The 26134-nt window shown below is 60.6% G+C and carries 27 protein-coding genes and 1 riboswitch; of the genes, 9 read left to right on the plus strand and 18 right to left on the minus strand.

What is annotated here, in order from left to right:
• Window positions 1–61: 61 nt before the first annotated feature.
• Window positions 62–1168 (minus strand): dual-specificity RNA methyltransferase RlmN, encoded by a 1107-nt coding sequence (gene rlmN, locus HMPREF2935_RS11760; protein WP_061923668.1) that lies wholly within the window; start codon window positions 1166–1168, stop codon window positions 62–64.
• Window positions 1169–1262: 94 nt separating this feature from the next.
• Here rlmN and HMPREF2935_RS11765 point away from each other — a divergent pair, with 94 nt between their 5' ends.
• Window positions 1263–1643 (plus strand): LapA family protein, encoded by a 381-nt coding sequence (locus HMPREF2935_RS11765; RefSeq protein WP_070733339.1) that lies wholly within the window; start codon window positions 1263–1265, stop codon window positions 1641–1643.
• Window positions 1644–1763: 120 nt separating this feature from the next.
• Here the strand turns inward: HMPREF2935_RS11765 and HMPREF2935_RS11770 are convergent, their stop codons facing one another.
• The 5 genes from HMPREF2935_RS11770 to rpsB form a co-directional block, all read right to left on the minus strand.
• On the minus strand, window positions 1764–2645 hold the full coding sequence (locus HMPREF2935_RS11770; RefSeq protein ID WP_210400656.1) for a phosphatidate cytidylyltransferase: 882 nt from the start codon (window positions 2643–2645) through the stop codon (window positions 1764–1766).
• 83 nt (window positions 2646–2728) lie between these two features.
• Window positions 2729–3286, minus strand: a complete 558-nt coding sequence (gene frr / locus HMPREF2935_RS11775) for a ribosome recycling factor (protein WP_061923195.1) — start codon at window positions 3284–3286, stop codon at window positions 2729–2731.
• 98 nt (window positions 3287–3384) lie between these two features.
• The gene (gene pyrH, locus HMPREF2935_RS11780) at window positions 3385–4131 is read right to left on the minus strand and encodes a UMP kinase (protein WP_061923198.1); all 747 of its coding nucleotides are present in this window, start codon (window positions 4129–4131) and stop codon (window positions 3385–3387) included.
• A gap of 177 nt (window positions 4132–4308) precedes the next feature.
• Window positions 4309–5121 carry a translation elongation factor Ts gene (tsf, locus tag HMPREF2935_RS11785; protein ID WP_061923201.1) on the minus strand — a complete coding sequence of 271 codons (813 nt, stop codon included), beginning with the start codon at window positions 5119–5121 and terminating at the stop codon, window positions 4309–4311.
• Between the two features lie 153 nt (window positions 5122–5274).
• Entirely contained in the window at window positions 5275–6081 is an 807-nt protein-coding gene (gene rpsB, locus HMPREF2935_RS11790) for a 30S ribosomal protein S2 (protein ID WP_061923205.1), read from the minus strand.
• A 393-nt stretch (window positions 6082–6474) separates the two neighbouring features.
• Between rpsB and HMPREF2935_RS11795 the strand changes: the two genes are divergently transcribed.
• A complete protein-coding gene (locus HMPREF2935_RS11795; protein WP_082778616.1) occupies window positions 6475–7032 on the plus strand; it encodes a M23 family metallopeptidase in 558 nt (185 codons plus the stop codon).
• On the opposite strand, the gene HMPREF2935_RS11800 is transcribed toward HMPREF2935_RS11795, so the two are convergent.
• The 8 genes from HMPREF2935_RS11800 to lepB (HMPREF2935_RS11835) form a co-directional block, all read right to left on the minus strand.
• A complete protein-coding gene (locus tag HMPREF2935_RS11800) occupies window positions 7010–7909 on the minus strand; it encodes a tyrosine recombinase XerC (RefSeq protein WP_070733341.1) in 900 nt (299 codons plus the stop codon). The genes HMPREF2935_RS11795 and HMPREF2935_RS11800 overlap by 23 nt on opposite strands.
• An 82-nt stretch (window positions 7910–7991) precedes the next feature.
• Window positions 7992–9170: a DNA-processing protein DprA gene (dprA, locus tag HMPREF2935_RS11805; RefSeq protein WP_070733343.1), complete on the minus strand. Its 1179-nt coding sequence runs from the start codon at window positions 9168–9170 to the stop codon at window positions 7992–7994.
• Window positions 9167–10687: a YifB family Mg chelatase-like AAA ATPase gene (locus HMPREF2935_RS11810; protein WP_070518834.1), complete on the minus strand. Its 1521-nt coding sequence runs from the start codon at window positions 10685–10687 to the stop codon at window positions 9167–9169. Before HMPREF2935_RS11810 ends, dprA begins: the two co-directional genes overlap by 4 nt.
• Window positions 10674–11042 carry a YraN family protein gene (locus tag HMPREF2935_RS11815; protein WP_061923217.1) on the minus strand — a complete coding sequence of 123 codons (369 nt, stop codon included), beginning with the start codon at window positions 11040–11042 and terminating at the stop codon, window positions 10674–10676. Before HMPREF2935_RS11815 ends, HMPREF2935_RS11810 begins: the two co-directional genes overlap by 14 nt.
• Window positions 11043–11308: 266 nt before the next feature.
• The gene (locus HMPREF2935_RS11820; RefSeq protein WP_061923219.1) at window positions 11309–11614 is read right to left on the minus strand and encodes a DUF2469 domain-containing protein; all 306 of its coding nucleotides are present in this window, start codon (window positions 11612–11614) and stop codon (window positions 11309–11311) included.
• Window positions 11615–11680: 66 nt separating this feature from the next.
• Window positions 11681–12322, minus strand: coding sequence for a ribonuclease HII (locus HMPREF2935_RS11825; RefSeq protein WP_070456400.1), 642 nt, complete (start codon window positions 12320–12322; stop codon window positions 11681–11683).
• Complete coding sequence (gene lepB, locus HMPREF2935_RS11830) at window positions 12309–13088, minus strand: signal peptidase I (protein ID WP_070433252.1); 780 nt, start codon at window positions 13086–13088, stop codon at window positions 12309–12311. The genes HMPREF2935_RS11825 and lepB (HMPREF2935_RS11830) overlap by 14 nt, the downstream gene beginning before the upstream one ends.
• Window positions 13066–13869 (minus strand): signal peptidase I, encoded by an 804-nt coding sequence (gene lepB, locus HMPREF2935_RS11835; protein ID WP_070733345.1) that lies wholly within the window; start codon window positions 13867–13869, stop codon window positions 13066–13068. Before lepB (HMPREF2935_RS11835) ends, lepB (HMPREF2935_RS11830) begins: the two co-directional genes overlap by 23 nt.
• Window positions 13870–14029: 160 nt before the next feature.
• Here lepB (HMPREF2935_RS11835) and HMPREF2935_RS11840 point away from each other — a divergent pair, with 160 nt between their 5' ends.
• Complete coding sequence (locus tag HMPREF2935_RS11840; protein WP_141744865.1) at window positions 14030–14221, plus strand: hypothetical protein; 192 nt, start codon at window positions 14030–14032, stop codon at window positions 14219–14221.
• Between the two features lie 139 nt (window positions 14222–14360).
• Here HMPREF2935_RS11840 and rplS read toward each other — a convergent pair whose 3' ends face one another.
• On the minus strand, window positions 14361–14705 hold the full coding sequence (rplS, locus tag HMPREF2935_RS11845; RefSeq protein WP_005528888.1) for a 50S ribosomal protein L19: 345 nt from the start codon (window positions 14703–14705) through the stop codon (window positions 14361–14363).
• Between the two features lie 175 nt (window positions 14706–14880).
• A riboswitch (TPP riboswitch) is annotated at window positions 14881–14996 on the plus strand.
• Between rplS and thiC the strand changes: the two genes are divergently transcribed.
• The 6 genes from thiC to HMPREF2935_RS11875 all read left to right on the plus strand — a co-directional run bounded on the left by thiC (window position 14993) and on the right by HMPREF2935_RS11875 (window position 20679).
• Window positions 14993–16750: a phosphomethylpyrimidine synthase ThiC gene (gene thiC / locus HMPREF2935_RS11850; RefSeq protein ID WP_070733347.1), complete on the plus strand. Its 1758-nt coding sequence runs from the start codon at window positions 14993–14995 to the stop codon at window positions 16748–16750. It overlaps the preceding riboswitch by 4 nt.
• On the plus strand, window positions 16743–17384 hold the full coding sequence (locus tag HMPREF2935_RS11855) for a thiamine phosphate synthase (RefSeq protein ID WP_083313240.1): 642 nt from the start codon (window positions 16743–16745) through the stop codon (window positions 17382–17384). The genes thiC and HMPREF2935_RS11855 overlap by 8 nt, the downstream gene beginning before the upstream one ends.
• Entirely contained in the window at window positions 17381–18514 is a 1134-nt protein-coding gene (thiO, locus tag HMPREF2935_RS11860; RefSeq protein ID WP_070518839.1) for a glycine oxidase ThiO, read from the plus strand. The genes HMPREF2935_RS11855 and thiO overlap by 4 nt, the downstream gene beginning before the upstream one ends.
• A 47-nt stretch (window positions 18515–18561) precedes the next feature.
• Entirely contained in the window at window positions 18562–18759 is a 198-nt protein-coding gene (gene thiS, locus HMPREF2935_RS11865) for a sulfur carrier protein ThiS (RefSeq protein WP_061923244.1), read from the plus strand.
• Between the two features lie 4 nt (window positions 18760–18763).
• On the plus strand, window positions 18764–19543 hold the full coding sequence (locus tag HMPREF2935_RS11870) for a thiazole synthase (protein WP_070733349.1): 780 nt from the start codon (window positions 18764–18766) through the stop codon (window positions 19541–19543).
• Complete coding sequence (locus tag HMPREF2935_RS11875) at window positions 19543–20679, plus strand: ThiF family adenylyltransferase (protein WP_070733350.1); 1137 nt, start codon at window positions 19543–19545, stop codon at window positions 20677–20679. Before HMPREF2935_RS11870 ends, HMPREF2935_RS11875 begins: the two co-directional genes overlap by 1 nt.
• Before the next feature lie 14 nt (window positions 20680–20693).
• Here HMPREF2935_RS11875 and HMPREF2935_RS11880 read toward each other — a convergent pair whose 3' ends face one another.
• From HMPREF2935_RS11880 to HMPREF2935_RS11890, 3 genes are all read right to left on the minus strand, one after another.
• Window positions 20694–22799, minus strand: a complete 2106-nt coding sequence (locus HMPREF2935_RS11880; protein WP_070733477.1) for a YhgE/Pip family protein — start codon at window positions 22797–22799, stop codon at window positions 20694–20696.
• Between the two features lie 118 nt (window positions 22800–22917).
• Window positions 22918–25248, minus strand: a complete 2331-nt coding sequence (locus HMPREF2935_RS11885; RefSeq protein WP_070733352.1) for a Tex family protein — start codon at window positions 25246–25248, stop codon at window positions 22918–22920.
• 183 nt (window positions 25249–25431) lie between these two features.
• Window positions 25432–26007: a hypothetical protein gene (locus HMPREF2935_RS11890; RefSeq protein WP_061923252.1), complete on the minus strand. Its 576-nt coding sequence runs from the start codon at window positions 26005–26007 to the stop codon at window positions 25432–25434.
• Between the last annotated feature and the right edge of the window lie 127 nt (window positions 26008–26134).

A 26134-nucleotide genomic window follows, 5' to 3' on the forward strand; every position in this document is an offset into this window, starting at 1 on the left:
ATGGGTTGGGCGGCGTAAATGGGTTGGGCGGCGTGAATGGCTCGGGTGGATTGGCCGAGCTTTAGGCGGACTCGCGCTCGTCGGCAGCGAGCTGGCCGCAGGCGGCGGCGATTTCATCGCCCTTAGTATCGCGGACGGTGCACGGCACGCCCTGTGCGATGACACGGCGGACGAACTCGTCCTGGCGGTCCCTCGGTGCGGCGTCCCACTCAGAGCCCGGGGTTGGGTTCAGCGGGATGACGTTGACGTGCACCTTGGAGCCGAGCGCGCGGTGCAGCTTCTGCCCCAGCATGTCGGCGCGGAAGACCTGATCATTCTTGTCACGGATGAGCGCATACTCGATGGAGACGCGACGGCCGGACTTGTCAGCGTAGTAACGAGCGGCGTCGAGGACCTCCTCGACCGGCCAGCGGTTGTTGACCGGAACCAGGGAATCACGCAGCTCATCGTCTGGAGTGTGCAGGGAGACTGCCAGGGTGCAGGAGAGGTCTTCGTCGGCAAGCTTGCGGATAGCTGGAGCAAGTCCCACGGTGGAAACCGTCACGTTGCGCTGGGAAAGGCCAAAGCCCGTCAAGTCCTGGCCGGTTATCTGGCGCACGGCGTGGACCACGCGCTTGTAGTTGGCCAGCGGCTCGCCCATACCCATGAACACCACGTTGGACAGGCGGCCGCCTTCTTCCTCCATAAGCTTGGCGGCGTGGCGGAACTGCTCCACGATCTCTGCGGTGGACAGGTTGCGGTCGAGGCCGCCCTGACCGGTAGCGCAGAACGGGCACGCCATGCCGCAGCCGGCCTGGGAAGAAATACACAAGGTGGCGCGGCCCGGGTAGCGCATGAGCACAGACTCGAGCATGGTGCCATCGTGCAGGCGCCACAGGGACTTGGTGGTCTCCCCGTCATCCGTGGAGGTCTGGCGGATGGGAGTCATCAGCGTTGGGAAGAGACGCTCCTGGACTTCCTCACGCTTGCCGGCCGGGATGTCCGTCATCTCGGAGACATCCGCGGTGCGGTGTACGTAGTAGTGCTTTGCCAGCTGGTTCGCGCGGAACTTAGGCAGGCCAATTTCCGCGAGGACGTCAATGCGCTCGTCGTGGGACAGATCCGCGAAGTGCTTCGGCGGCAAACCGCGCCGAGGGGCGGAGAAATTAAGTTTCAATGCTTCAGCCATGGTTCCGCCCATTTTTCCACGTTTTCGGCACTTTTACCCAATTGAAACCGAGGCGAAGTGGCACAATCGACAGCTCGCAGGATTAAATAGACATATGACACAAAACGAATTCCCCGCAGACGAGACCGCCTACGCGCCAGAGACCACCGCTGATAACACCACTGGCACGCACACCGAAGTTGAGTCCACTTACTCCCAGCAAGAGGACACGAAGGTCAAAGGATCTTTCGCAGGTTCCACCTGGGCCGCACTGATCGTGGGATTCCTGCTGCTCATCGTCCTCATCGTCTTTATCCTGCAGAACCAGCAGAAGGTGCCGATGAACTTCCTGAACTGGTCGGGCGAATTCCCGGCTGGCATCGCCTACCTCATCTTCGCCATCGCCGGCGCACTGATCATGGCACTGGTTGGCATGTGGCGCATGTTCGAGCTGCGCCGCCAGGTGCGCAAGCAGGCCAAGGCACGCAACCGCTAAATACCCAGCGAGCCAAACACTGATACATTAAAAATCTCCTCCCGCATCTTCTTAAGTCACGCTCGACGCGTGGCCGGAAGAGAGGGAGGAGTCTTTTAGGTTTTGCCTTCGGCTAAAAATTTAGAAACCGTGGAAATTAGCCAAGAAGTTCACGGCCACCCAGGTCACCATGGCGGAAGGAAGCATGCCGTCGAGGCGATCCATTAAGCCGCCGTGGCCGGGAAGAATCTGGGACATGTCCTTGATACCCAGCTCGCGCTTAAATTGGGATTCCACGAGGTCGCCCAAGGTGGCGCAGAACACCAGCCCCAAGCCCATCAGGCCGCCTACCCATGCATCGTGGTGCAGCAGCAGCTTCACGCTAAGGGCGCCGGTGACAACGCCAAAGATGACCGAGCCGATAAAACCTTCCCACGACTTCTTGGGGCTTACTGCAGGAGCCATGGGATGCGAGCCGAACATTACGCCGGCTACGTATCCGCCGGTGTCAGAGGCCACGACGCAGAGCATGAACGCCACAATCGACGCCGCGCCAGAGGCGAACGGGGTCTCCACGCGGGACAGCATCGCCGCAAACGTGGCAAACAAAGGAATCCAGGTCAGGACGAAAAGTCCCACGGCCATATCGCGCAGATAGTTAATCGGCGGGCGATGCCGGCCGTTGTGGAAGAGACGGCCAAACATGAGTGCCAAGACGGCGACGACGTAGACCGCTACAAGCCCGGGGGCTCCTAGCGGCCAGGAGACCCAAAGCATCGCTTGGCCCAAGACGATGAGCAGGGTGCGAGGCATAAAAAAGGAATGCTCGCGCAGGCGCGTGAGTACTTCCCACATTGCGATAGCGACGGCTACTGCCACGACCATGTACCAAGCAAAGGCACCGGCCCAGACGGCAAAGACAACGAGTGCGCCAAGGCCCACGCCTACCCCGACCGCCGCAGGCAGGTCACGGCCCGCGCCGTTCTTCGGCTTGGGCAGACGACGATTCGACTCGCTAGTCACGCGCGCTCCTTCCACAGGAAGATGGGATACTCACAAAAAAGCGCCGCCGAGCTGAAAGTGCCCGGCGGCCAGGTTCGAGGTGCTTAGACCTCCATCAACTCGTTTTCCTTGTTGGCAACGAGCTTATCCACCTGGTCGATATAACCCGCGGTGGTCTTTTCCATTTCCTTTTCGGCTGCAACGACTTCGTCCTCGCCGGCGTCGCCGTCCTTCTGCAGCTTCTTCAGCTGGTCCATGGCCTTGCGGCGGATGTTGCGGATAGCAATCTTTCCGTCTTCGCCCTTGCCTTTTGCCTGCTTGACGAGGTCGCGGCGGCGCTCCTCGGTCAGCTGCGGGATGGTTACGCGCAGAACGTGGCCGTCGTTGGTTGGGTTAACGCCCAAGTCGGAGTTGCGGATAGCGTTTTCGATCTCTTGGATCATGGACTGTTCATAAGGCTTGATGAGCATCATGCGTGGTTCCGGAACGGAGATGGTAGCCATCTGGGTGATCGGGGTCGGCGCACCGTAGTACTCAGCAACCAAGCCGTTGAACATAGCCGGGTTTGCGCGGCCGGTACGGATGGTGACCAGCTGCTCGCGGGTGTGCTCCACCGAAGCGGTCATGTGCTCTTCTGCTTCGAGCTGGATCTCGTCGATCATTGGGTTAAAACTCCCCTTTTCGAATTTAAAGTAACTGGGATTGAATCTAGCAGGATCGCACGCCTTCTGGGGCGAAGGACGTGGCCTAAAGTACTTTCTTAATCTTCCTTGGACTGAACCAGGGTGCCGATCTGCTCGCCGTTGACGGCGCGCTTGATGTTGCCCTCAGTCAGCAGGTTGAACACCAGGATTGGCATGTCATTATCCATGCAGAGGCTGAACGCGGTGGCGTCTGCAACCTTTAGCCCCTTCTCGATGACCTCACGCGGGGTGATTTCGGAGTAGAGTTCCGCATCAGGGTTGGTGCGTGGGTCGTCGGAATAGACGCCGTCGACAGCCTTGGCGAGGAAGAGCACCTCTGCCCCAATTTCCAGCGCGCGCTGTGCGGCGGTGGTGTCAGTGGAAAAGTACGGCATGCCCATGCCAGCGCCGAAAATAACCACGCGGCCCTTTTCCAGGTGGCGGTCTGCGCGCAGCGGCAGGTAAGGCTCTGCGATCTGAGCCATGTTGATGGAGGTCTGCACGCGGCAATCGACGCCCTGCTGCTTCAGGAAGTCCTGCAGTGCCAGGGAGTTCATGACGGTGCCCAGCATGCCCATGTAGTCAGAACGGGCGCGATCCATGCCGCGCTGGGAAAGCTCGGCGCCGCGGAAGAAGTTACCGCCGCCAATGACTACGGCGACCTCGGTGCCCTGCTTTGCAATCTCGGCGATCTGCTGGGCGACGTTTTCTACAACGTCTGGGTCGATGCCGACCTTGCCACCTCCGAACATTTCACCGCCCAGCTTAAGCATTACGCGCTTGTATCCGGTTCGCTTGGTGTCAGGGTTAGCCACGGCCTTCATCGTCTCCTTAATGCGGGCGTTTTTAAGTCCGTTCCATCTTACCCACACAAGCTCTATTGCTCATATTCAATGGGGTGGATGCCCCCCGCACAGAAAACGCGAAATGGTCCTGCCGCAATTGCGACAGGACCACTAGAAAGTCTGCAGCTAAAAAGCAAGCAGCTTTAAATCGAAGCCTTAGGCGCCGACCTCATAACGCACGAAGCCTTTGATGGTGGTGCCAGCTTCCTCAGCAACCTGCTTGACGGTCTTCTTGGAGTCGGACAGTGCAGCCTGCTCAAGCAGAACGACGGACTTGTAGAAGCCGTTCAGGCGACCTTCCACGATCTTCGGCAGAGCAGCTTCCGGCTTGCCCTCCTCGCGGGTGGTAGCCTCAGCGATCTCGCGCTCCTTCTCAACGACCTCAGCCGGAACGTCCTCGCGGGTCAGGTACTCAGCGTTCATAGCTGCGATCTGCAGAGCAACAGCGTGTGCGCCCTCAGCGTTGCCCTCGTAGGAAACGAGAACGCCAACTGCCGGCGGCAGGTCAGCGGAACGCTGGTGCAGGTAGACAGCAACGTTGTCGCCCTCGAGGGTGACTGCACGGCGTGCCTGCAGCTTCTCGCCGGTCTTTGCGGACTCTTCGTCGACGATCTCAGAAACCTTCTTGCCGTCGATCTCGAGGTTGTTCAGCTCCTCGCCGGAGTTGACCTTAGCCTCGCCAGCAGCCTCAGCGATCTTGGTAGCGAAAGCCTTGAATGCCTCGTTCTTTGCAACGAAGTCAGTCTCGCAGTTGATTTCGACCATGGTGTTGCCGGAAACAGCAACGAGGCCCTCGGTAGCCTCGCGCTCAGCGCGCTTGGAAACGTTCTTTGCGCCCTTGATGCGCAGGAACTCTACGGCCTTGTCGTAGTCACCGTTGGACTCGTCGAGTGCCTTCTTGCAATCAAGCATGCCGGAGCCGGTAGCCTCGCGCAGTGCCTTTACGTCTGCAGCAGTGTAGTTCGCCATAGTTCGGGCGATCCTCCTTGGTTTCAAACAGTATTCGATGTGACAGCGTACTCGACGCTAACGTTTTACGCCGCCCTTGGGGGTGAGTTTTTACAGAAGAATAAACCCCCGCGGCCGTAATCCAACGGTAGCGGGGGCTTAGCCTAAAGTCTTTTACTCTGCGGACTCAGCAGATGCTGGGTCGGAAGCAGCAGCAGCCTCTGCTGCGTCGCGAGCTTCCTTCTCAGCGGAGTCGCCGGCAGCTTCCTTAGCTGCAGCCAGCTGGCGCTCCTCGCGGGCCTTCTTGCCCTCTTCAACTGCGGTGGCGATGATGCCGGACAGCAGTTTGGTAGCGCGGATTGCGTCGTCGTTGCCCGGGATCGGGAAGTCAACGTCATCCGGATCGCAGTTGGTGTCCAGGATGGCAACAACTGGGATGTTCAGCTTCTGAGCTTCCTTAACCGCGATGTGCTCCTTGTTGGTGTCAACAATCCACAGTGCGGAAGGCGCCTTGGTCATCTCGGAGATGCCACCGAGAACGCGCTCCAGCTTGACGCGCTCGCGCGTCAGCATGAGAACTTCCTTCTTGGTGCGGCCCTTGTAGCCGTCCTCAGCTGCGTCCATTGCCTGAAGCTCCTTCATGCGCTTCAGACGCTTGGAAACGGTCTGGAAGTTGGTGAGCATGCCGCCCAGCCAACGGTGGTTGACGTAAGGCATGCCAACGCGAGTTGCTTCCTCAGCAACTGCTTCCTGAGCCTGCTTCTTGGTGCCGACGAAGAGGATGGTGCCGCCGTGGGCAACGGTCTCCTTGACGAACTCGAAAGCCTCATCGATGTAGGTCAGGGTCTGCTGAAGATCGATGATGTAGATGCCGTTACGGTCGGTGAAGATGAAACGCTTCATCTTTGGGTTCCAACGACGGGTCTGGTGGCCGAAGTGCACACCAGCGTCGAGGAGCTCGCGCATGGTTACAACTGCCATGATTCGCTCGCTTTCTGTTGTTATTTCGGTTTTGCAAGAAAATGTGCGGTGTTTTATTCCGCACCCTAGCAACGAAGGCTCTGGTCAACACCCCACTTCATGTGGGGACCGCGTCAACACAGGGCTGTTTCTTCCTTAACCCAGGAAGCAACGACTTCGCCGCGCGTAGTCAGCGCATCGAAATGTTTTTAAACATGCCAGACACACTGCTGGGGCAAATTCTAGCCGCATCCTGCGCACTAGTCCAAAACGAGTGGCGCTTTTCCACAATTTTTCGCTGACGCGGCCCCAAACGGCACCACATCGCTCACATGCACCCCACTAACCCCAGTTTGTTCACAGCGCATTAATCAACTCTTTCGCCACCACTGCCCCATTGCAAAGACTAGGTCTATGAAACTCAACGCAAAGAACTTTTCTTGGATACGCACGAAGCCAAATGTCTGCTGGCTGGCTCTGTGCCTCGGCGCCTTTCAACTGGTCATTCTTCCCTGTGCTCCCGGCGCGCCCAACACGCCGACCGCGTGGGCATATGTCGATCCCACCACGGGCGCTGCCATGGCAACGCGGGTTTTGGAAGGTTTTGATCCACCGGCTCAGAAGTGGAGCGCTGGTCACCGGGGTGTGGACCTGGCGCTTTCGATTGGCTCTGACGTTCGCGCTGCTGGCGACGGCGAGGTCTATTTTGTTGGCAAGGTGGCGGGCAAACCCGTAGTTTCCATCGCACATGCCGATGGCGTGCGCACGACCTATCAGCCTGTATTCGGGCATGTGGCCAAGGGCGATAAGGTCCGCGAGGGCCAAATCATTGGCAGGTTAGCGCCACCGGTGGACGGCAAGCCTGGCCTGCACTGGGGCGCGCTTATCGACGGCCCGGAAAAGACGTATATCGATCCGCTTTCGCTTCTCGACGCCCCGGTGATCCGGCTTAAGCCCGTGGATGGGCCTTAGAGTAAACGTCCTTGAGCCGCTGTGCGGAAACGTGGGTATAAACCTGCGTGGTCTGCAAAGAGGAATGCCCTAAAAGCTCCTGCACCACGCGCAGGTCTGCGCCGCCTTCTAGAAGGTGGGTGGCCACAGTGTGCCGCAAGCTGTGCGGGCTTAGCCCATTGGCGCCGGTTACCTGTGCAGCTTTTTCCACCACGCGGCGCACCTGGCGTTGGTCAATACGCCCACCGCGTGTGCCAACGAAGACGGCTTCCGTCTCCCCCGCCAATTGAGCGCGACCCTTATCCAACCAAGTGCGCAAGGCATCAGCGGCTGCCTCTCCAAAAGGCACCACGCGCTGTTTGTTTCCTTTGCCGGTAACCCGCGCGGTCTGCCGGCGCAGATCGAGGTCACCGATATCGAGGCCGGCAAGCTCTGCCACGCGCATGCCGGTGGCGTAGAGCAACTCCAGCATCGCACTATCGCGCAGGAAATGAACCTCGTCAGCCGAGACGGCATTGCCCACGAGCTCCCCTGCTTCGTTCTCCCCCAGAACCTTAGGCAGGTGTTTGCCCACCTTCGGAGTCACCAAGCGCGCTGCAACGTCCGAGCCAAGATGGCCTTCGCGCACCGCCCACGTCGAAAACGCTCGAACCGCCGCAGTGCGGCGTGCCAAGGTGGCTCGGGACTTGCCGGCAGTGACAGCCTCACCGAGCCAGGCGCGCAGTGCGTTCAGGTCAAAACTCGCAAAGTCTGGAACGCTACGAGCTAAGTCCCGAAGGTCGGAGCGGTATCCTTTCACCGTGGCCTGCGAACGCCCACGGATGAGCAGCTGGTGCTCGGCGAAATCCTCGATTGCCTCTACCAGCTGCCCAGATAGCTCCTCCGCGCTCCGTGTCATGTCCCAGGAGTCTACTCCAGTTGCAGAAGGCTCAACATCCCCGTGTCTAGCGCAGCGCCTTTGTCCTTTCTATCTTCGTATCTCATTCGCTGCGCCGCCAACGCTTGCCCTCGCGTATAACCAGCCCCTGTTTCTGCAAAGCCACCAAGAGGTGGACGCACAAGGCCACGCGCATGCCTGCTTGCTGAGCGATGTCTTCTGCGGTTGCACCTTCCTCGCTATTTTGTGGCGCGGCATCAAAGACCTTGAGCTCGTTGCGAGATAGCTGCTGCACCTTGCTCGGAGCAAAGTCGAGCTCGTACTGCCCTGCCGCATCCACACTTCCGACGTTGCCCACCAACCCGCGAATCTCATCCACCGATGTCACCAGCTGCGCCCGCTGGTCCTGAATGCGTTGATGGCATCCCAGCGAGCCTGCTGTGGTGACTGGCCCTGGCACCGCCATGGTTACCCGGCCGAGCGCCTCCGCCCAGTTCAAAGTGTTGAGAGCCCCTGAACGAAACGCGGCTTCTACCACCACAGTGCCGGCCGAAAGCGCCGCGACCAAGCGGTTGCGGGTGAGGAAACGATGACGCTGCGGGGTAGTCCCGGGTGCGAACTCAGAGATGACGCATCCGCTTTCCGCGATCCGCGCGAACAAGGACGCATTGCGCGCAGGATAGTTAACATCGATGCCGCATGGCGCAACCGCGACTGTTTGGCCACCTGCTTCCAAAGTTGCTTCATGGATAGTCGTATCCACGCCCAGCGCCCCGCCCGAAACCGTGGTCCATTGGTGGCTGGCCAAGCCCCCAGCCAGCAACTTGGAGACCTCCCAGCCGTAGCGACTAATCGCGCGTGTTCCCACGAGAGCTACCGACTGAGCCACGCATTCGCGCACGGACTTGCCTTTCACCCACAGCGCATTCGGTGGAACGGCCTGGCTATCAAAGGTCGCCGGGGCATCGGCGCCGCCTGCCTGATAGAAGCCGAAGGCCTGCGCGAATTCTTCCCGAGGCCATTCAGCATCCTCAGGAGTAATCAGCCGCGCGCCCACGCGCTGCGCCGCTGCCAAGTCTTCGTCCTGCCGCAGCCAGTCCCTCCTACTTGTCGTCTCATCGCGCAACGCACCAATCCAGTCCGCCGCGTGATAGACACCATGCGCCACCTCATCCACGGGGTACTGGGACAACAAACCGTGCAGGGTACGAGATGGACCTTCCACCACTCGGTTGAGATAGATCCAAGCATGCAGCGAAGTAGACAAATTTAAGCTACTCATGCCGCCAGCCTTTCCAGCACGCCCGCCCCACGCAGGTCTAGCGCCTTGCCCACATGGTCGATGTCAGGCTGGGCGCTGCCATCAAGGTCTGCCAGCGTCCACGCTAGGCGTAGTACACGGTCAACGCCGCGCTGGCTTAGCTCGCCATCTGCAAGATAGGCCGCAAGCATCGCCATTGCAGTCTCCGTCGCAGGACGATTCCGCCGCAAATACGAAGCTGGCACCGCACCGTTATTGTGAACGGCAAGTCCATCACCGCGCCAGCGCTGCTTCGCTCGATCCCGTGCTTGCGCGACCCTTTCCGCGATTGCCGCCGAAGGCTCCTCATCCACCGCATGCAAGCTCGCCGCCCGGCCCGATATATCCACCACCATATCCAAGCGGTCACGCAACGGCCCCGACAAATTTGTGAGATAGTTCCGTCGCTCAGACGCCCTACACCGGCACTTGCTTGGCTCCTCAGCGGCACAACGGCATGGATTGGCGGCCAGCACCAGCTGAAAACGCGCCGGGAAGGTAACTTCGCGCCGCGCACGCGAGATGGTCACGTGCCCGTCCTCCAAGGGAGCGCGCAGCCCGTCCAATACGCGCGCGGATACTTCGCTGGCCTCGTCGAGAAACAGCACCCCATGATGCGCCAAGCTCACCGCGCCTGGCCGCGGATTCCCCGCACCGCCGCCGAGCAGCGCTGCCCGCGTGACCGAGGAATGCGGCGCAATAAACGGCGCACGGGAGACCACCGCGCCGGGAGTGCCCGCCAAAGAGTGGATGGCTGTGGCCTCGACGGATTGATCGGTGCTCAGCTTGGGCAGGATGGAAGGCAAACGTGCCGCAATCATCGATTTTCCTGATCCCGGCGGGCCCACCATCAACAGGTGATGCCCGCCAGCGGCTGCAACCTCTGCGGCCCACTTCGCTTCCCTCTGGCCCGCGATGTCGCGAAAGTCTGGAACCTCCTCGCACGCGGGTACTGGTACTTCCATCCCCTGCGCCGAAGGCAAGTCCCGGCTGCCGCATGCCCATGCGAAGGCATCGACAAGCGTGTGCGCCACCAGCACGTTCATATCCGGCACCAGCGTCGCCTCAGCCGCATTGCCCGGCGGGATCACCAAGGTGTCGAAGCCCTGGGACCGCGCCGTTAGAAGTGCTGGGATGATGCCAGATACTGGGCGCACGCTGCCATCCAAGCCCAACTCACCAAGCACCAACGCATTGTCGAGGAGTTCATTATGCGGCATCTGTGCAGACAAGATCGCCAACGCCATGGGAAGGTCAAAGTGTGCACCTGACTTCGGCAAAGCCGCCGGCGCCATTGAGACCACCACGCGCGTCTTCGCCCACGGCAGCCGCGAGTTAACCACCGCAGTACGGATGCGGTCTCGCGATTCCGAGATCGCCGTATCCGCCATGCCCACCACCTGCACTCCCGGCAGCCCCGTTCCCACGTTGGCTTCCACCGTGACCACGTGCGCGGTAACGCCTTCGAGGGCCGTCGTATGGCATCTACCGAGCGCCATGCTCAACCCCTTCGTAGTGCGTGAGCTCAAATCCCTGGCCGCGTGCCACCAGCGCCACGACGTCGAAGCGCACCACGGACAAGGGTTTATCCTGCAGCCACTGCGCCGCAGCCTTCCGCATGCGCACCAGCTTTCGCGGGGTAACGGCTTCGGCTACCCCAAAAGCATCAGAGGCCCTCGTTTTAACTTCTACGAAAACAATCGTGGCCCCCTCCTGCACGATAAGGTCAATCTCGCCCACCGCATAATGCACGTTGGCGGCCAGCACCTGTCCGCCGCGCTCACGATAAAACTGCGCGGCAAATGCCTCCCCGCGTTTTCCTAAAACCTGGTTCTTATTGGACCTTAAAAGCACGCTTTACTCCCCCAAATTCCGAGCTTTCGCCGCGCCCTGGGCTGCGACACCCGCTGAAACGCCGCAAAAGCCGCATCAACTTTTCTTTGTAAGACCCAGTCCAGCGCAGAAGCAGAGAATATAGCTAGCCCCAAAACGCAAAAAGCGCGCCAACTGTGGATAACTCACCGCGACTCAGGCAAGTTACCGCGACAGGGCGCGCAAAGATGGTGTCGTTTGCTAAGCCAGCACAGCCTTATTCAGGGGCTGACATTTTAAGGAAATAACTATTCCGGCAGGAGGAAGTCTGGCTTATCCAGCTCCTCGATGTTGACGTCCTTGTAGGTAATAACGCGGACGTAGCGCACGAAGCGAGCAGAGCGGTACATGTCCCATACCCAGGCATCAGACATGCGTACCTCGTAGTAGACATCCGGGCCTGAGGTGTGCGGGATGAGCTCCACGGCGTTCGCCAGGTAGAAGCGGCGCTCGGTTTCCACTACGTAGGAGAACTGGCTTACAACATCTCGATATTCGCGGTAGAGGGAGAGTTCTACTTCCGCCTCGTAGTTGTCGAGTTCCTCGGCGCTCACTTGCTAATCCTCCAAAGTTGTGGGGTCAATGGGCCTTAGCTTAACCCGGAAATCACCTGAACAGTTTCAGGCGCGCGCGAGAAATTTCGCGTGGGCTTGTGCCACGTTGCGATAGCTCATCCGGTGTTCCGGGCAGGCACCCAATTGGGCGATCGCTTCCTGATGAATAGCCGTTCCATAGCCCTTGTGCGAGCCCAGACCATAGCCCGGATACTGCCTATCGAGCTCATCCATCACGTGGTCGCGCGAGACCTTCGCCAGCACGCTGGCAGCCGCAATGCAGCGCGCCGCGGCATCGCCGCCCACCATGGGCAGCTGGGGTGCGGGCATGCCGGGGATCTTCAGGGCGTCGGTAAGCACGTAGTGCGGGCGCACCTCCAGGCGCGCTACCGCCCTACGCATCCCAGAGACGTTAGCGTGCTGGATGCCGCGAGAATCAATGTCATCCGCCCCAATATGCACCACAGACCAGGCCAGAGCCTTGTCTTTGATGATGGGATAGAGCTTCTCCCGCGTCTTGGGCGTGAGCTTTTTAGAGTCGGTGAGCTTATCCAACTCCGGAACGATCTTCTCCGGCAGGATGCATGCGGCGATAGTAATCGGCCCGCAGCACGCCCCGCGGCCGGCCTCATCGACGCCGGCTACCGGGCCCAGACCAGCCTTACTCAAGGCCACTTCGTAGGTGCGCTGTTGTTTAAGCCGCCGCATGTTGGATTTTGGGATCGTCGATAAGCTGTGCGCGTGGAATCGGCAGAACCACTGCCTCTACCTTGCCGCGAACATTGTCCACCGGAATCGTGCCCTGCAGGTTGTCGCCCAAGTGCGCGCGGGAGTCGAGCGAGTTCGTGCGATTATCACCCATCACCCAAATATTTCCCTCCGGGACCGTGACGGGGCCAAAATAGCTGCCGCCGCAGGCCTCCGAGCCAGCTGCGGTATCCACCGGCATCTCTGGCGGGGTTTTGGCATAAGACTGGTCGATGGGCTGGCCATCCACCATCACTGCCGGGTCACCTGCCTCGCAGGAAACGGTCTGGCCTTCGGTAGCGATAACACGCTTGACCAAAATGTTTTCACCATTAGGCAGCAAGCCGATGGCCGCGCCGGCATTTTCGACGCCGCGAACGAGCACGTTATCGGAGCGCTTTACTGCGAAGGAAGAATTCCAGGAATCGGTGCCTGCGAAGACCACGACATCACCGGGCTGCGGATCAGAGAAGTAATAGCTGAGTTTTTGGACCAAGATACGGTCGTTCTTACAGCCCGCACAGCCATGCAACGTCGGCTCCATCGAAGCCGACGGAATCAGATACATCCGCCCGATGAACGTCTGCACGAAAGCCAAGACCAGAAACACCACGATGACCGTAGGCAGAAGATCGCGCACGCGCACGCGCTCTTCTTCCGGGGCGTGGTCAACGGCGCGGTTTTCTAGGTTGGGACGCCGCTTTCTAGGCCTGGATGTCTGGGTCATCTACCCCACCGATATGGTTGAACGGGAAGAACACGAACATGACCTTGCCGCGGACGTTTTCTACCGGAATGGTGCCCTGGTACTGATCCTGCATGTGATAGCGGGAGTCCGCGGAAGCCGTGCGGTTATCGCCCATTACCCAGATGTTTCCTTCCGGAACGGTAACTGGGCCAAAGTAGGCACCGCCGCAGGCATAGGAACCGGTCTTCTCGTCGACCTTGTAGGTTGGCGGGTCCATGACGTAGTCCTGGTTAATCGGCTTGCCATCCACCATCACAGATGGATCGCCCTCCTTACAGGACACGGTCTGGCCGCCCGTAGCTACGACGCGCTTGACCAAGGTGTTCTCATCCGGCGGGGTCAGCGAGACGTAGCTCAGTACATCCTGAATCTTGTGAATGACCTCGTTGGAAGAACGCGGCGACTGGTAATTGCGGTTCCAGTCATCGGTGCCCTTGAACACCACGACGTCGCCAGGCTCCGGGCCCTTATCTCCGTAGTAGGAAATCTTCTCGGTGAAGATGCGGTCATTGGTGCAGCCATCGCAGCCGTGGAGGGTTGGCTCCATCGAACCAGAAGGAATGACATATTGGCGGCCGATGAAGGTTTGTACGAGGCCTACCACGCACAATACGCAGAGGATGATGAGAAGGGTCTCCAGGAGCCACGGCAGCTCCTTTTTCCCCTTCTTTTCTTTCTTCTCTGATACTTCTTCTACCGGCTTGGCCTCGCTAGTCGCGACGTCTGCGCCATGGTCTTCGAATTCCTTCTCGTTATTCACGGGCTAAATCCTAGCAACAATGGGCCCGAAAACCGGTACCCTGACGAAAGCATTCAGCGAACTCTAAGTTCGCCGAATCCCCCATCAGTCCCCCGCGAGCTCCGCAAACTTCCATCAAAAAGTATTGAATTACTTTTTCGCCTGAAGTAGCGTGCTGTTTATGTCTTTGGGAATAATTGAACTTCTTTTCATACTCGTACCGCTACTGATCATCGTTGCGATCGTCGCGGGCGTCGTCTGGTGGGCGAAAAAGGTAAGGAGCGACCAACAAGACATTAAGCACATGCTCGCCGAGCAGCAAATGGCCCAGGGCTCCACCCAGCAGCCGGGCACCAGCTCAGCACAGATTTAAACGCAGCACCAAAACCAAGAAAACTAGAGCAAAGCTAACAGTCCAGACCTAACAGTCTAGACATAGCAAAAGCGCCCACTCTCCCTCTCGAACCTCGAATGAGGAACGAAAACGGAGGCGGGCGCTTTCGGCGCTAGAACTAGCGGCGCTCCTTGATGCGAGCCTTCTTGCCGCGCAGGTCGCGCAGGTAGTACAGCTTTGCACGGCGGACACGGCCGCGGCGTACAACCTGGATGGACTCGATGTTCGGGGAGTGAACCGGGAAGGTACGCTCAACGCCGATACCGAAGGAGACCTTACGGACGGTGAAGGTCTCACGGATGCCAGCGCCCTGGCGGCGGATGCACACGCCCTTAAAGAGCTGAACACGCTGGGTCTTACCCTCGATGACCTTGACGTTTACGTCGAGGGTATCGCCTGGGCGGAAGTCTGGAACATCGTCACGCAGCTGTGCTGCATCTACCTTGTCAATGAGGTTAGCCATTGTTTTTCCTTTTCAGTTTAAGACAGAGGACCCTAGCGCCCCTTCAACCTTGAAGAAGCTGACCGGTTCGTGCCTGTTACATAGAACAAAGGAATTCTTCCATACCCACCGCGCGAACAGCAAATTCTTGCAATTCCAAGACAGACGCGCATCACAGGGTTTATGGTGTGTGATGCAAGTACCCCACGGGTGCCCACGAAGAAGTGGGCTGAGATAGGCGCCAAGGCCGCGTCTAGACCGTTCGAACCTGTCTGGTTAGCACCAGCGAAGGAAGTGAGGAAGGCGCCATGTCGGCTACCCCTAACGAGATCCATCCAAAGCACTCTTACTCCCCCATCATCCGTGATGGACTGGAGGTACCGGAAACCCAGATCGAGCTCGATGACTCACCCACTGGGCCCAACGAGCCTTTCCGCGTCTACCGCACCCGCGGCCCCGAGTGTGAGCCGGAGGTGGGCCTGCCGGGTCTGCGCAGCGAGTGGATTGCAGGCCGCGACGACGTTGAGGAGTACGCCGGCCGCGAGCGCAATCTGGCCGATGACGGCAAGTCCGCCCAAAAGCGTGGTGCGGCCTCAGCGGAATGGCGCGGCGAGAAGCGTGCTGTCCTGCGTGCCAAGGCCGGCAAGCGCGTCACCCAGATGCACTATGCCCGCAAGGGAATCATCACCAAGGAAATGGAGTTCGTGGCGCTGCGCGAGCACTGCGATCCCGAGTTCGTGCGTTCCGAGGTCGCCCGCGGACGCGCGATTATCCCGAATAACATCAACCCCCCTGAGTCCGAGCCGATGATCATCGGCCGCAAGTTCTTGACCAAGATCAACGCCAACATCGGCAACTCCGCCGTGACTTCTTCAATCGCAGAAGAAGTGTCCAAACTGCGCTGGGCCACCCGCTGGGGAGCCGATACCGTGATGGATCTTTCCACCGGCGATGACATCCACACCACCCGCGAGTGGATTCTGCGCAACTCCCCAGTACCGATTGGCACCGTGCCTATCTACCAGGCGCTGGAGAAGGTAAACGGCGTGGCCGAGGACCTTACCTGGGAGATCTTCCGCGATACCGTCATCGAACAGTGCGAGCAGGGCGTGGACTACATGACCATCCACGCCGGTGTGTTGTTGCCCTTCATCCCGTTGACTACCAAGCGCGTCACCGGAATTGTCTCCCGCGGCGGTTCGATTATGGCCGGCTGGTGCCTGGCCCACCACAAGGAGTCCTTCCTCTACGAGAACTTCGACGAGCTGTGCGAGATTTTCGCGCAATACGACGTCGCCTTCTCCTTGGGCGATGGCCTGCGCCCCGGCAGCCTGGCTGACGCCAACGACACGGCGCAGTTCGCCGAGCTCAAGACCATCGGCGAGCTCACCCGCCGCGCCTGGGAGTACGACGTGCAGGTCATGGTGGAAGGCCCCGGCCACGTTCCACTGAACATGATCCAGGAAAACAACGAGCTGGAACAGGACTGGGCCCACGACGCCCCGTTCTACACCCTGGGCCCGCTGGTCACGGACATCGCTCCGGGATATGACCACATCACCTCCGCCATCGGCGCTGCACACATCGCCATGGGCGGCACCGCGATGCTGTGCTACGTCACCCCGAAGGAGCATCTGGGTCTGCCGAACCGTGACGATGTCAAGACCGGCGTCATCACCTATAAGCTCGCCGCGCATGCCGCCGACGTGGCCAAGGGCCACCCCGGCGCGCGAGCGTGGGACGACGCGATGAGCAAGGCCCGCTTCGAGTTCCGCTGGCACGATCAGTTCGCGCTTTCGCTCGACCCTGAGACCGCGCAGGAATACCATGATGAGACCCTGCCGGCTGAGCCCGCCAAGACCGCGCACTTTTGTTCGATGTGTGGCCCGAAGTTCTGTTCCATGCGTATTAGCCAGGACATCCGCGATACTTTCTCGGATTCCCTGGGCATGCCGAGCTTTCCCACCGATGCCAAGGCAGGCGAGGCAATGATGTCAGCCGAGTTCAAGGCGCAAGGCTCCAAGCTCTATCAAACGGCAGACACGGAGCCAGCCGACCGTGCTTGATCTGCGTTGTTACTTCGTCACCGGCACCAATATGTCACCGGAGATTGCCGCGGCCGCCGTGCGTGGCGGCGCGGGCGTGGTACAGGTGCGCTCAAAGCCAATTTCTGCCCGCACGCTCTATGATTTGGGCGCCCGCGTGGCCGAGGCGGTGCACGAGGTAAATCCGCGCGCGCACGTGCTTATCGACGACCGCGTCGACGTCGCCCTAGCTCTGCGTTGCGCGGGCGCGCCCGTCCACGGCGTGCACATCGGCCAGGACGATCTCTGCCCACGTGCCGCGCGTGAGCTGCTCGGCCCCGATGCGATAATTGGCCTGACCACGGGAACGCTTGAGTTAATTAGGGACGCGAACCAGTACGCGGACGTCCTCGACTACGTCGGCTGCGGTCCCTTCCGCGCTACCCCGACGAAGGATTCCGGGCGCACCCCGCTGGGGCTCGAGGGCTACCCAGAGATCGTCAACGCCTCGCAGCTGCCCGTAGTCGCCATCGGCGACGTCACCGCGGACGATGCCGCCGAGCTCGCTGCAACCGGCGTCGACGGCCTGGCCGTCGTGCGCGGAATCATGAATGCCCCGGACCCGGCGGCCTACTGCGAGCGTCTCCTGAGCGAATTCGAGAAAGGTCGCGCATGAGCGCTGCCAGCGTTACTAGTACCGCCAGCTCAAGCGTTGCCATCGTCGGCGCCGGGGTCATTGGCCTTGCCACCGCAGTGGAGTTGGCCCAGTCAGGGATCAATGTCGATGTCTTCGACCCAGCGCCGGCATCCGGCGCCACGCACCATGCCGGCGGCATGCTGGCGCCCGCCGCGGAGGTGGTCTATCAACAAGACCCGCTCTTTCCGCTGATGCAGGCCTCGGGCAAGTGGTATCCGGAGCTTATCGCGGCCGTCGCCAAGCACAGCGACCTCGATACCGGCTACCGCGACGAAGGCACGCTCGTGGTAGCCGCAGACCGCGCCGATTCCCAGCATCTGTCAGAGCTCATGGACTACCAGAATGCGCACGGCATGCAGGTCGAGCGCATCACCGTGCGGCAGGCGCGCTCCCTCGAACCGGGGCTGAGCCCACGCCTGGCCGGCGCTGTCTCAATTCCTGGGGATACGCAGGTCTTCCCCCGGCAATGGGCGCTCGCGCTATACGACGCCGCGGAAAACCTAGGCGTGCGCTTTCACCGCACAAAGGTCACACGCGTCGACGATGGAGTCGACGGCGGAATGGTACACACCGAAGGAGGTACTTTCGCCGCAGACCAGGTGGTGTTGGCTGCCGGGCTGGGGGCGGATGGTCTTAGCGAATGGTCGCAACCGCTGCGCCCAGTCTACGGCGACATCCTGCGCCTACGTGTACCAGAGCAACGCCGCCCGCTGCTAGACCGCGTGGTGCGCGGATTCGTGGAAGACCGCCCTATCTATCTGATTCCACGCGGCGACGGAACCATCGCCGTGGGCGCGACCAGCCGCGAGGATAGCCTCAATGCCCCGCTGGCCGGCGGTGTCTATGACCTGCTGCGCGATGCCATCCGGGTGCTGCCGGGCATCGAAGATTGCGAGTTCCTAGAAGCTACCACCGGCGCCCGCCCGGGCACGCCTGATGATCTTCCCTACCTGGGTCGCGTGAGTGACAGGCTCATTGTCTCCACCGGGTATTTCCGCCACGGTATCCTGCTGGCCGCCTTCGGTGCACGGTGTACGCGCGAGATCGTCCTCGGCGAGGACCCCAGCATCGACCTTTCGGCCTGTGACCCGCTGCGCTTTGCGCGCTAGAGCCGAAGTAAAGACAGTTATATCGAGACGGATATTTAAGGAACACGATGACAATCACCTACAACGGGCAGAAGATGGATACCACCGCAGCAACAGTGGCGGCACTGATTGCCGAGGTCAATGCACCAGAGGCGGGCACTGCGGTGGCCATAAATGGCGCGGTGGTTCCGCGCTCGGCGTGGGAAGACACCCGCCTCGAAGAAGGCGCGGTCATCGATGTTCTTACTGCAATCCAGGGAGGCTAGTAAAGTGCTGACAATCGCGGATAAGAGCTTTAAATCCCGGCTCATCATGGGCACGGGTGGCGCAAGCAGCCAGGACGCGCTGGAAAAAGCGCTGGTAGCCTCCGGCACGCAGCTGACCACCGTGGCGATGCGCCGCCACAGCGCGCAGGCAGGTGGCGAGAGCGTCTTTGACTTGCTGCGCCGGCTTAACATTGAGCCGCTGCCGAATACCGCGGGCTGCCGCACCGCGCGCGATGCCGTGCTCACGGCGCAGCTGGCGCGCGAGGCGCTAGGCACCAATTGGGTCAAGGTAGAAGTCATTGCGGATGAGCACACGCTGCTTCCCGATGTCGTAGAAACCATCGACGCCACCGAGCTCCTCGTGGCAGAGGGGTTTACGGTCTTGGCCTATACCAGCGATGACCCAGTGGCGGCGCTGCGCTTGGAGGATGCGGGCGCTTCCGCCGTGATGCCGCTGGGCGCGCCGATTGGCACGGGGCTGGGTATTTTAAAACCCCATAACATCGAGCTCATCGCCGCGCGCGCCAGTGTGCCCGTGCTTGTCGACGCCGGCATCGGCACCGCCTCCGACGCCGCCCTCGCGATGGAACTAGGCTGTGACGGGGTTCTGCTGGCCAGCGCTATCAACCGCTGCCAAGACCCCGTAGCCATGGCCCACGCTATGCGTCATGCGGTGGCCGCCGGGCACTATGCCCGCCAGGCAGGACGCATCCCGCGCCGCGAGCATGCCCAAGCCTCTTCAACCTTTGAAGGCCTTGCCAGCTGGGCCGATGAGGTGCTCTAGTGGGCCTTAGCGAACTCGAGTCTGCCCGCACCGCGCGCCAACAGGTGCTAATCGGCCAAGATGCGCAGGTAGCTCTTAACCGCGCGCACGTGCTCATCGTGGGTGCGGGCGGATTGGGCTGCCCGGTCCTGCAGCAGCTGGCCGCCGCGGGTATCGGGCACATTACGCTCATCGACGATGACGAGGTAGCGCTGAGCAATATCCACCGCCAGGTGCTCTTCGGCGTGGATGACGTGGGCCAGCCCAAGGCCGCGGTCGCCGCCCGGCGCGCCCGCGAGCTACAGCCAGAGATACACATTCAAGCGAAAGTCGCCCGATTTAGCGCAGACAATGCACTGCAACTGTGTCAGGACACAGACCTCGTCATCGACGGCACAGATACCTTCGACACGAAGTACCTCATCGCCGACGCCTGCGAGGCAACCTCGACTCCGCTGGTCTGGGGCACCGTCTTGGGTTTTCGCGGCGACGTAGCACTATGGCATTCAGGCACTTTCGCCCCGGATGGCCGCGGCTGCGGTTTGCGCGACCTCTTCCCTGCCGCTCCCACTGCCGATGCCCTTCCCGATTGCGCCAGCGCCGGTGTTCTGGGGGCTACCACCTCCGTCATCGGCGGGCTGATGGCCACCGCCGCGATTGGCTGGTTCACCGGAATCGAAACCACCGTGGGCCAGGTATCCAGCTACACCGCGTACCCAGCTAGCCTGCGCAGCTTCCGCGTCAGCGCCGATCCTGGGCGCGCACTATGCGCTTCACTGGAAGCTCATGCCGAGCTCAATTCTAACGCCAGCGTTGCTGCTAGCGCTGGCGTTGCTGCTAGCGCTGGCGAAGCTGCGGAGTGCTTCCTCGACATCCGTGACCCGTCCGCACTGCTTTATAGCTCGCTGCCGGCGAACTTGCGCCAGCGCGCTCTGCCTTTTCACACGATTGCGGCAGGCACCGCTGGCGATGAGATGGTGCGCGCGGCTCTGGGCTCCTTAGATGCTCCGGCTGGCGGCACCGTCTGGGTAATTTGTGATTCTGGCAGCCGCAGCGCCGGTTTCGCGCTGCGCTATGGCGAGCTGGCCGCAGGGCTTGGACTGCGGCTGCGCAGCTACCCCGGCGGCGCGGAGCGCCTACGCCGAGAGCTTGGTTAGCTCGCGCACGCCGCTTAAGCCGTAGTCGCTGCCATGACCTTGTGCTCGTCCAACAGTCGCGCGGTACCGTGGTGGCGTGCGCGGAAGATGAGGTAGCTGGCGGCTACTGCCAAGACGGTGACGCTAAGCAAGACCATGATGCCGCCGACGAAGGTGCCGTCATGAATACCATCGGTGGCGCGGGTGAAGGCGTTCTTGGCATAGGTCATCGGGTGCAAAGGATGCAGCAAACGCAGCGGTGCCGGGATGGCCGCCGTGGGCCACACGCCGCCGAAGACCATGACTCCCATGGCAAAAACGCCGACCGAGAAGATGGCGCCAATCCTGCGCCCGAAGGTCACCAGCAGCAGCTGGTAGGTGGCAGCGCCCACCATCGCGATTGCTGCGAGCACTCCCAGCATCATCGGCCAGCTTGCCGGGTGCCAGCCCATAAGCGTGGACATCAGCGCCATGCCCAGCAACAACAGGAAGTTGATGCCGCTAACCACCGCGAATGCGGGCAAAATGCCACGCAGATGATAAGGCAGGGTCATAGCGAGCAGCAGCATGGCTAGGAAGCCAAAGACGAGCACCAGAAGCATCGAGACGCCGCCCGTGATTTCCTTCTTGGTCGGGTCGACGGCACTAACGCCGGTCTGCACCGGATGGACGTTGGATTCGGTGAAGTTGATCGGCACCGCCATATTCTGTGCTGTCACGTCCGGCTGGGCAATATGCGGGGCCTTCTCAGCACCCTCGCCCAGTTTCGTGGCGAGCTGACCCGAACCATCCTTGAGCTGATCGATGCCGTCTTTCAATTGGGCACCGCCGCCCTTCAACTGACCGGTACCATCCTTGAGGCTCGTGGTGCCCTCTGCCAGGCGTCCCGCACCTTCATCCAGCTGCACGGCGCCGGTAGATAGCTCGCCCACGCCGCTTTTCAGCTGTCCGGTTCCCTCCGCCAGCTGATGGGTGCCCTGGTTGAGCGTGAGCATGCCACCTAGGTACTCGGAATTCGGGTCGGACAAGTTGTAATTCAGCTGCTGCGTACCATCACGTAGCTTCTCCAGTTGGGAGACCATGTTGCTGCTATTTGCCGGATCCAGTTTCGTCAGCAAAGTGAAAAGCTGGTCTGCCTGGGCCGTCATTCCCATTCCGCGCAGCACATCCACCAAGCCGATGAGGCTCGGCACCACCAACTGTGCTTGCTGCAGGAGTGGGATGAGCATGCCGGTGAGCTGGCCGACGCCGCCTTCGATTTGGCTGGCGCCTTCGCCAAGCTTGCCCGTGCCCTCCAGCAACTTATCGGAGCCCGTCGCCAACTCATTCGCGCCGTCGTCAAGCCGGCCCGCGCCCGTGGAAAGCTCGCTTACGCCCTGGACCAACCGGCCAGTGCCATCGTGCAGCCGACCCGCACCGTTGTTGAGCTCGCCCGCTCCGGCATCCAGCTTGTCGATGCCGGTCACCGCCTTCTCGCCGCCAGCCTGCAGCTTGCCCACGCCCTCGTCAAGACGGCCTGCGCCTTCGGCCGCGGTACCAATGCCATCGCTGAGCTTGACCATGCCCTCGATGACTTGATCCGCATACTTTTTGGAAATCGCGTTTTCAACGCTGGTCTGCACCTGCGGAACCAGGCTCGAAGAAATCACCGAGCCATTCGTACCATAATAGTCGTTGCTGGCGAAGTGGATCTGCGGTTTGACCGGCTTATCGCTGATGATGGTGACCGCTTGCTCCGAGAAAACCTTTGGGATGGTCACCACCATCAGGTACTTGCCCTTTAGCAACCCATCGTTTGCTTCCTGGGCGTTCATCTCGGCAAAGTTCAGGTACTCAGTTTCTAGGAGGCCTTCTACTACTTGATCGCCGTAGTTGACGTATTTGCCCTGCTTTTCCACGCCTGCGTCCTCATTGACCACCGCCAAGTCAATCTGCCGCATGTACTTGGAAGGGTCCCACATCGCCCACATCATCGTGGCTGCGAGGATGACTGGCGCTACCAGCAGGAAAACGATCAGCACCCGCGAGAGTGCGCTACGCGGGCGCCAGTCCAGGATGCGATGCCACCCCTTCGCTTCCGTTTCCTGCACGGCATGGGCAGCCGGCTGCGTGGCGTCGAACGGCGTTTGTTTCTGGTGCAAGGCGAAACCCTCCCTCATGAAGGAATGGTGACCGCGGTCACCCTCTTGTTTGTTTCACCAAACTTATCACTAACTCACCGCACTGCACTAGCACGCCACGAAGCAACTTTTAATAAAGTTATTTGCCGAAGCCGGCCTTCTTCAGCGCATCTGCCATGGAGCCGCCGGCGGGCCGTCCACCGGAATTGCCGCGGCCGCCACGCGCTCCACGGCCACCTTTGGCACCATTGCCGGTGTTGCCGCCTCTGCTGCTACCGCCGTTGCCACCACGCTTGCCGCCACCCTGGCGTTGTGCAGGCTGGCCTGGTTCATCATCGAGGCGCAGCGAGAGGCCGATGCGCTGACGCTGCACGTCAACCTCCATGACCTTGACCTTTACTACCTGCCCGGAGCGCACGACCTCGTGCGGATCGGAGATGAACTTATTGCTCATCGCGGAGACGTGTACCAGTCCGTCCTGGTGCACTCCGACGTCCACGAAGGCGCCGAAGGCCGCAACGTTGGTGACGGTGCCCTCCAGAATCATGCCCGGTACCAGGTCCGAGACTTTGTCCACGCCTTCCTTGAAAGTAGCGGTCTTAAACTCTGGACGCGGGTCGCGACCAGGCTTGTCCAGCTCGGCAATGATGTCGGTGACAGTCGGGATACCAAAGGTCCCATCGGCAAAGTCGCCCGGCTGCAGCTTCTGCAGGACGCGGGAATTACCAATCAAGTCCGCCACGCCCATGCCAGTGGACTCCGCGATACGCGCCACCACCGGGTAGGCCTCAGGGTGAACTGCCGAGCTATCGAGCGGATCGGTTCCGCCATTGATGCGCAGGAAGCCTGCTGCCTGCTCGAAAGCCTTTGGCCCCAAGCGCGGCACCTTCTTGAGCTCCTTGCGGGATGCGAAGGAACCGTTCTCGTCGCGGTAGGCCACGATGTTATTCGCGATGGTAGAGTTCACGCCCGCCACGCGCTCAAGCAGCGGAACAGATGCGGTGTTTAGGTCAACGCCGACACCGTTTACGGCGTCCTCAACCACGCCGTCGAGGGTGCGCGCCAGCGAGGTCTGGTTGACGTCGTGTTGGTACTGCCCCACGCCGATGGCCTTCGGATCGATCTTTACCAGCTCAGCCAGGGGATCCTGGAGGCGGCGAGCGATGGAGACCGCACCACGCAGCGAGACGTCCATGTCTGGGAACTCATCCGCGGCAAGCTGGGATGCCGAGTACACCGAAGCGCCGGACTCGGAGACAACGACGGGCGTCGGACGCTGGCCGCCGGCTTGCTTCAACATGTCAGCGATCTCGTTGGCCAGCTTCTCCGTCTCACGGGAAGCGGTGCCGTTGCCGATGGCCATAAGGTCCACCGAGTGCTTCGCACACAGCGTGGCCAGAGTGCTTACTGCCTGGCTCCACTGGTTCTGCGGCTGGTGCGGATAAACAATCGCAGTGTCGAGCACCTTGCCGGTGGAATCCACCACCGCGCACTTCACGCCATTGCGGTAGCCCGGGTCCAGCCCAATCGTGGAGCGTTGACCCGCCGGTGCCGCCAACAAGACGTCGCGCAGGTTGGTGGCAAAGACCTTCAAGGCGCCCTCTTCGGCGATCTCCTTCAGACGCATGCGAACATCAAGGCCAGAAGAGATGTAGAGCTTCGTGCGCCAGCCCCAGTGCACGGCGTCGGAAAGCCACTTGGAATCCTTAACCGCAAGATCAAAACGCTCGGCAATCATGCCCTCATAGACTTCGTCTTCACCGGCATCCAGGTTGAGCTGGAGAACGCCCTCGTTCTCACCGCGCAGCAAGGCCAAAATCCGGTGCGAGGGCAGCTGATCAAAAGGCTCAGAGAACTCGAAGTAGTCCTTGAACTTGGCGCCTTCGGTTTCCTTGCCAGCCACCACGGAAGCACCCATGGTCCCCTCGTTGAACATGCGCTCGCGCACGTCACCAACAAGATCGGCGTCGAGAGCAAACCGGTCGATGATGATGGAACGCGCACCCTCGAGAGCCTTCTTGGTGTCTTCAAATCCTTCAGTCAGGAACTGCCCCGCCATCTCTTCTGGATTGGCCGTGGGGTTCTCAATGAGCTTGTCCGTCAACTCTTCCAGACCGGCCTCGCGAGCGATGTCGGCCTTGGTCTTGCGGCGCTTCTTGTATGGCAGGTACAAGTCTTCCAAACGCGCCTTGGTCTCACACTCGAGAATCTGTGCACGCAGCTCGTCGGTGAGCTTTCCTTGCTCATCGATAGCCGCCAAAATTGCCTCTTTACGCTCTTCCAATTCGCGCAGGTACGTCGCGCGCTCCTCGATGGTGCGCAACTGCGAATCATCCAAACCACCAGTGGCTTCTTTGCGGTAACGCGCGATGAATGGGACAGTGTTTCCCTCCGCCAGAAGCGTCAAAGCAGTCTCAACCTGAGACTCCTTTACACCAATCTCTGCGGCGATGGTAGCTGCAATCTTCAAAAGAAATCCTCACCTTTGTGGCTGATTTTCTGGACTCAACAAAGGTACCCCACCGCCCTTTCATCCCAGCGATGAGCGCTCCAACTCCTCAATTACTCTCCCCTCACGCAGTAACGCCCCAACACATTCGTGTCGGGGCGACTCGTCCAGGAAGCGAAAACGCTTTGACGTGCTCGCAGAGTGCTAGTAGATGAGAACTGCTGCGTTGTCGCCTCCAGAACAGCGGACAGAGGAGGACGTGCCGGAGCAGTACATGTCGTAGTTGCCGCCGGTAACCGGAGAATAAACCGTCAGCGTTGCGTTCGAGGAGCCGGTCGCAGCGTAGTTGCTTACAAAAGATGAATAAACATTTGCCGCAAAGCTTTGCGAGGTGTTGCCGGTGAGCGCTCGATAGCTGGAGTATCCAGAGGAGTAGGACGGAGCTTGTGCAACGCGCTCAACGGGTACGACGGGTTCTGGCGACTGCGCGGTCACGGTGGCCGGGCGCTGCTCAGTGACAGTTACTGGGGCGGCCTCCTGCGCAGGGGAGACGAGTGCTGGGGAGGCCGCACCAGCAGCATCAGAGCCGCCACTTTTGCCCATGAACGCCATGACGCCCGCCACGATTGCAGCCAAGCAAAGACCAACGATGGCCGTAATAGCCACCGTCAAGCCGGTCGATATCCCGCCGCGCTGCTCTGTGGGTGCCACGTAGTTATCTGCCGGATCGGTGAAACCAGCGACGTTGTTGACCGGAGGGAAAGTATTGGGGATGGACATGCGGTGCACCTGCCTTGTATCGAGTAAAGAGAGAAGGAAGTAAGGAGACTTCCTTTTGATGACCTCATGCTAAGACGGGCGCTGCCAACGACGATTGAATCCGGGGAACATTCCTTTTTCCGCAGCT

This window comes from Corynebacterium sp. HMSC076D02, assembly GCF_001813815.1.
GTDB classification, from domain to species: Bacteria; Actinomycetota; Actinomycetes; order Mycobacteriales; family Mycobacteriaceae; genus Corynebacterium; species Corynebacterium simulans.

Excerpts from the sequence above, each read along its gene's own strand:
- HMPREF2935_RS11840 (WP_141744865.1), top strand. The coding sequence starts at position 14,030 with ATGTCTTTGGGAATAATTGAACTTCTTTTCATACTCGTACCGCTACTG.
- rlmN (WP_061923668.1), bottom strand. The coding sequence starts at position 1,168 with ATGGCTGAAGCATTGAAACTTAATTTCTCCGCCCCTCGGCGCGGTTTG.
- thiO (WP_070518839.1), top strand. The coding sequence starts at position 17,381 with ATGAGCGCTGCCAGCGTTACTAGTACCGCCAGCTCAAGCGTTGCCATC.
- frr (WP_061923195.1), bottom strand. The coding sequence starts at position 3,286 with ATGATCGACGAGATCCAGCTCGAAGCAGAAGAGCACATGACCGCTTCG.
- HMPREF2935_RS11800 (WP_070733341.1), bottom strand. The coding sequence starts at position 7,909 with ATGACACGGAGCGCGGAGGAGCTATCTGGGCAGCTGGTAGAGGCAATC.
- lepB (WP_070433252.1), bottom strand. The coding sequence starts at position 13,088 with ATGACCCAGACATCCAGGCCTAGAAAGCGGCGTCCCAACCTAGAAAAC.
- HMPREF2935_RS11810 (WP_070518834.1), bottom strand. The coding sequence starts at position 10,687 with ATGGCGCTCGGTAGATGCCATACGACGGCCCTCGAAGGCGTTACCGCG.
- HMPREF2935_RS11795 (WP_082778616.1), top strand. The coding sequence starts at position 6,475 with ATGAAACTCAACGCAAAGAACTTTTCTTGGATACGCACGAAGCCAAAT.
- rpsB (WP_061923205.1), bottom strand. The coding sequence starts at position 6,081 with ATGGCAGTTGTAACCATGCGCGAGCTCCTCGACGCTGGTGTGCACTTC.
- pyrH (WP_061923198.1), bottom strand. The coding sequence starts at position 4,131 with ATGAAGGCCGTGGCTAACCCTGACACCAAGCGAACCGGATACAAGCGC.
- tsf (WP_061923201.1), bottom strand. The coding sequence starts at position 5,121 with ATGGCGAACTACACTGCTGCAGACGTAAAGGCACTGCGCGAGGCTACC.
- HMPREF2935_RS11765 (WP_070733339.1), top strand. The coding sequence starts at position 1,263 with ATGACACAAAACGAATTCCCCGCAGACGAGACCGCCTACGCGCCAGAG.
- rplS (WP_005528888.1), bottom strand. The coding sequence starts at position 14,705 with ATGGCTAACCTCATTGACAAGGTAGATGCAGCACAGCTGCGTGACGAT.
- dprA (WP_070733343.1), bottom strand. The coding sequence starts at position 9,170 with ATGAGTAGCTTAAATTTGTCTACTTCGCTGCATGCTTGGATCTATCTC.
- HMPREF2935_RS11890 (WP_061923252.1), bottom strand. The coding sequence starts at position 26,007 with ATGTCCATCCCCAATACTTTCCCTCCGGTCAACAACGTCGCTGGTTTC.
- thiC (WP_070733347.1), top strand. The coding sequence starts at position 14,993 with ATGTCGGCTACCCCTAACGAGATCCATCCAAAGCACTCTTACTCCCCC.
- thiS (WP_061923244.1), top strand. The coding sequence starts at position 18,562 with ATGACAATCACCTACAACGGGCAGAAGATGGATACCACCGCAGCAACA.
- HMPREF2935_RS11825 (WP_070456400.1), bottom strand. The coding sequence starts at position 12,322 with ATGCGGCGGCTTAAACAACAGCGCACCTACGAAGTGGCCTTGAGTAAG.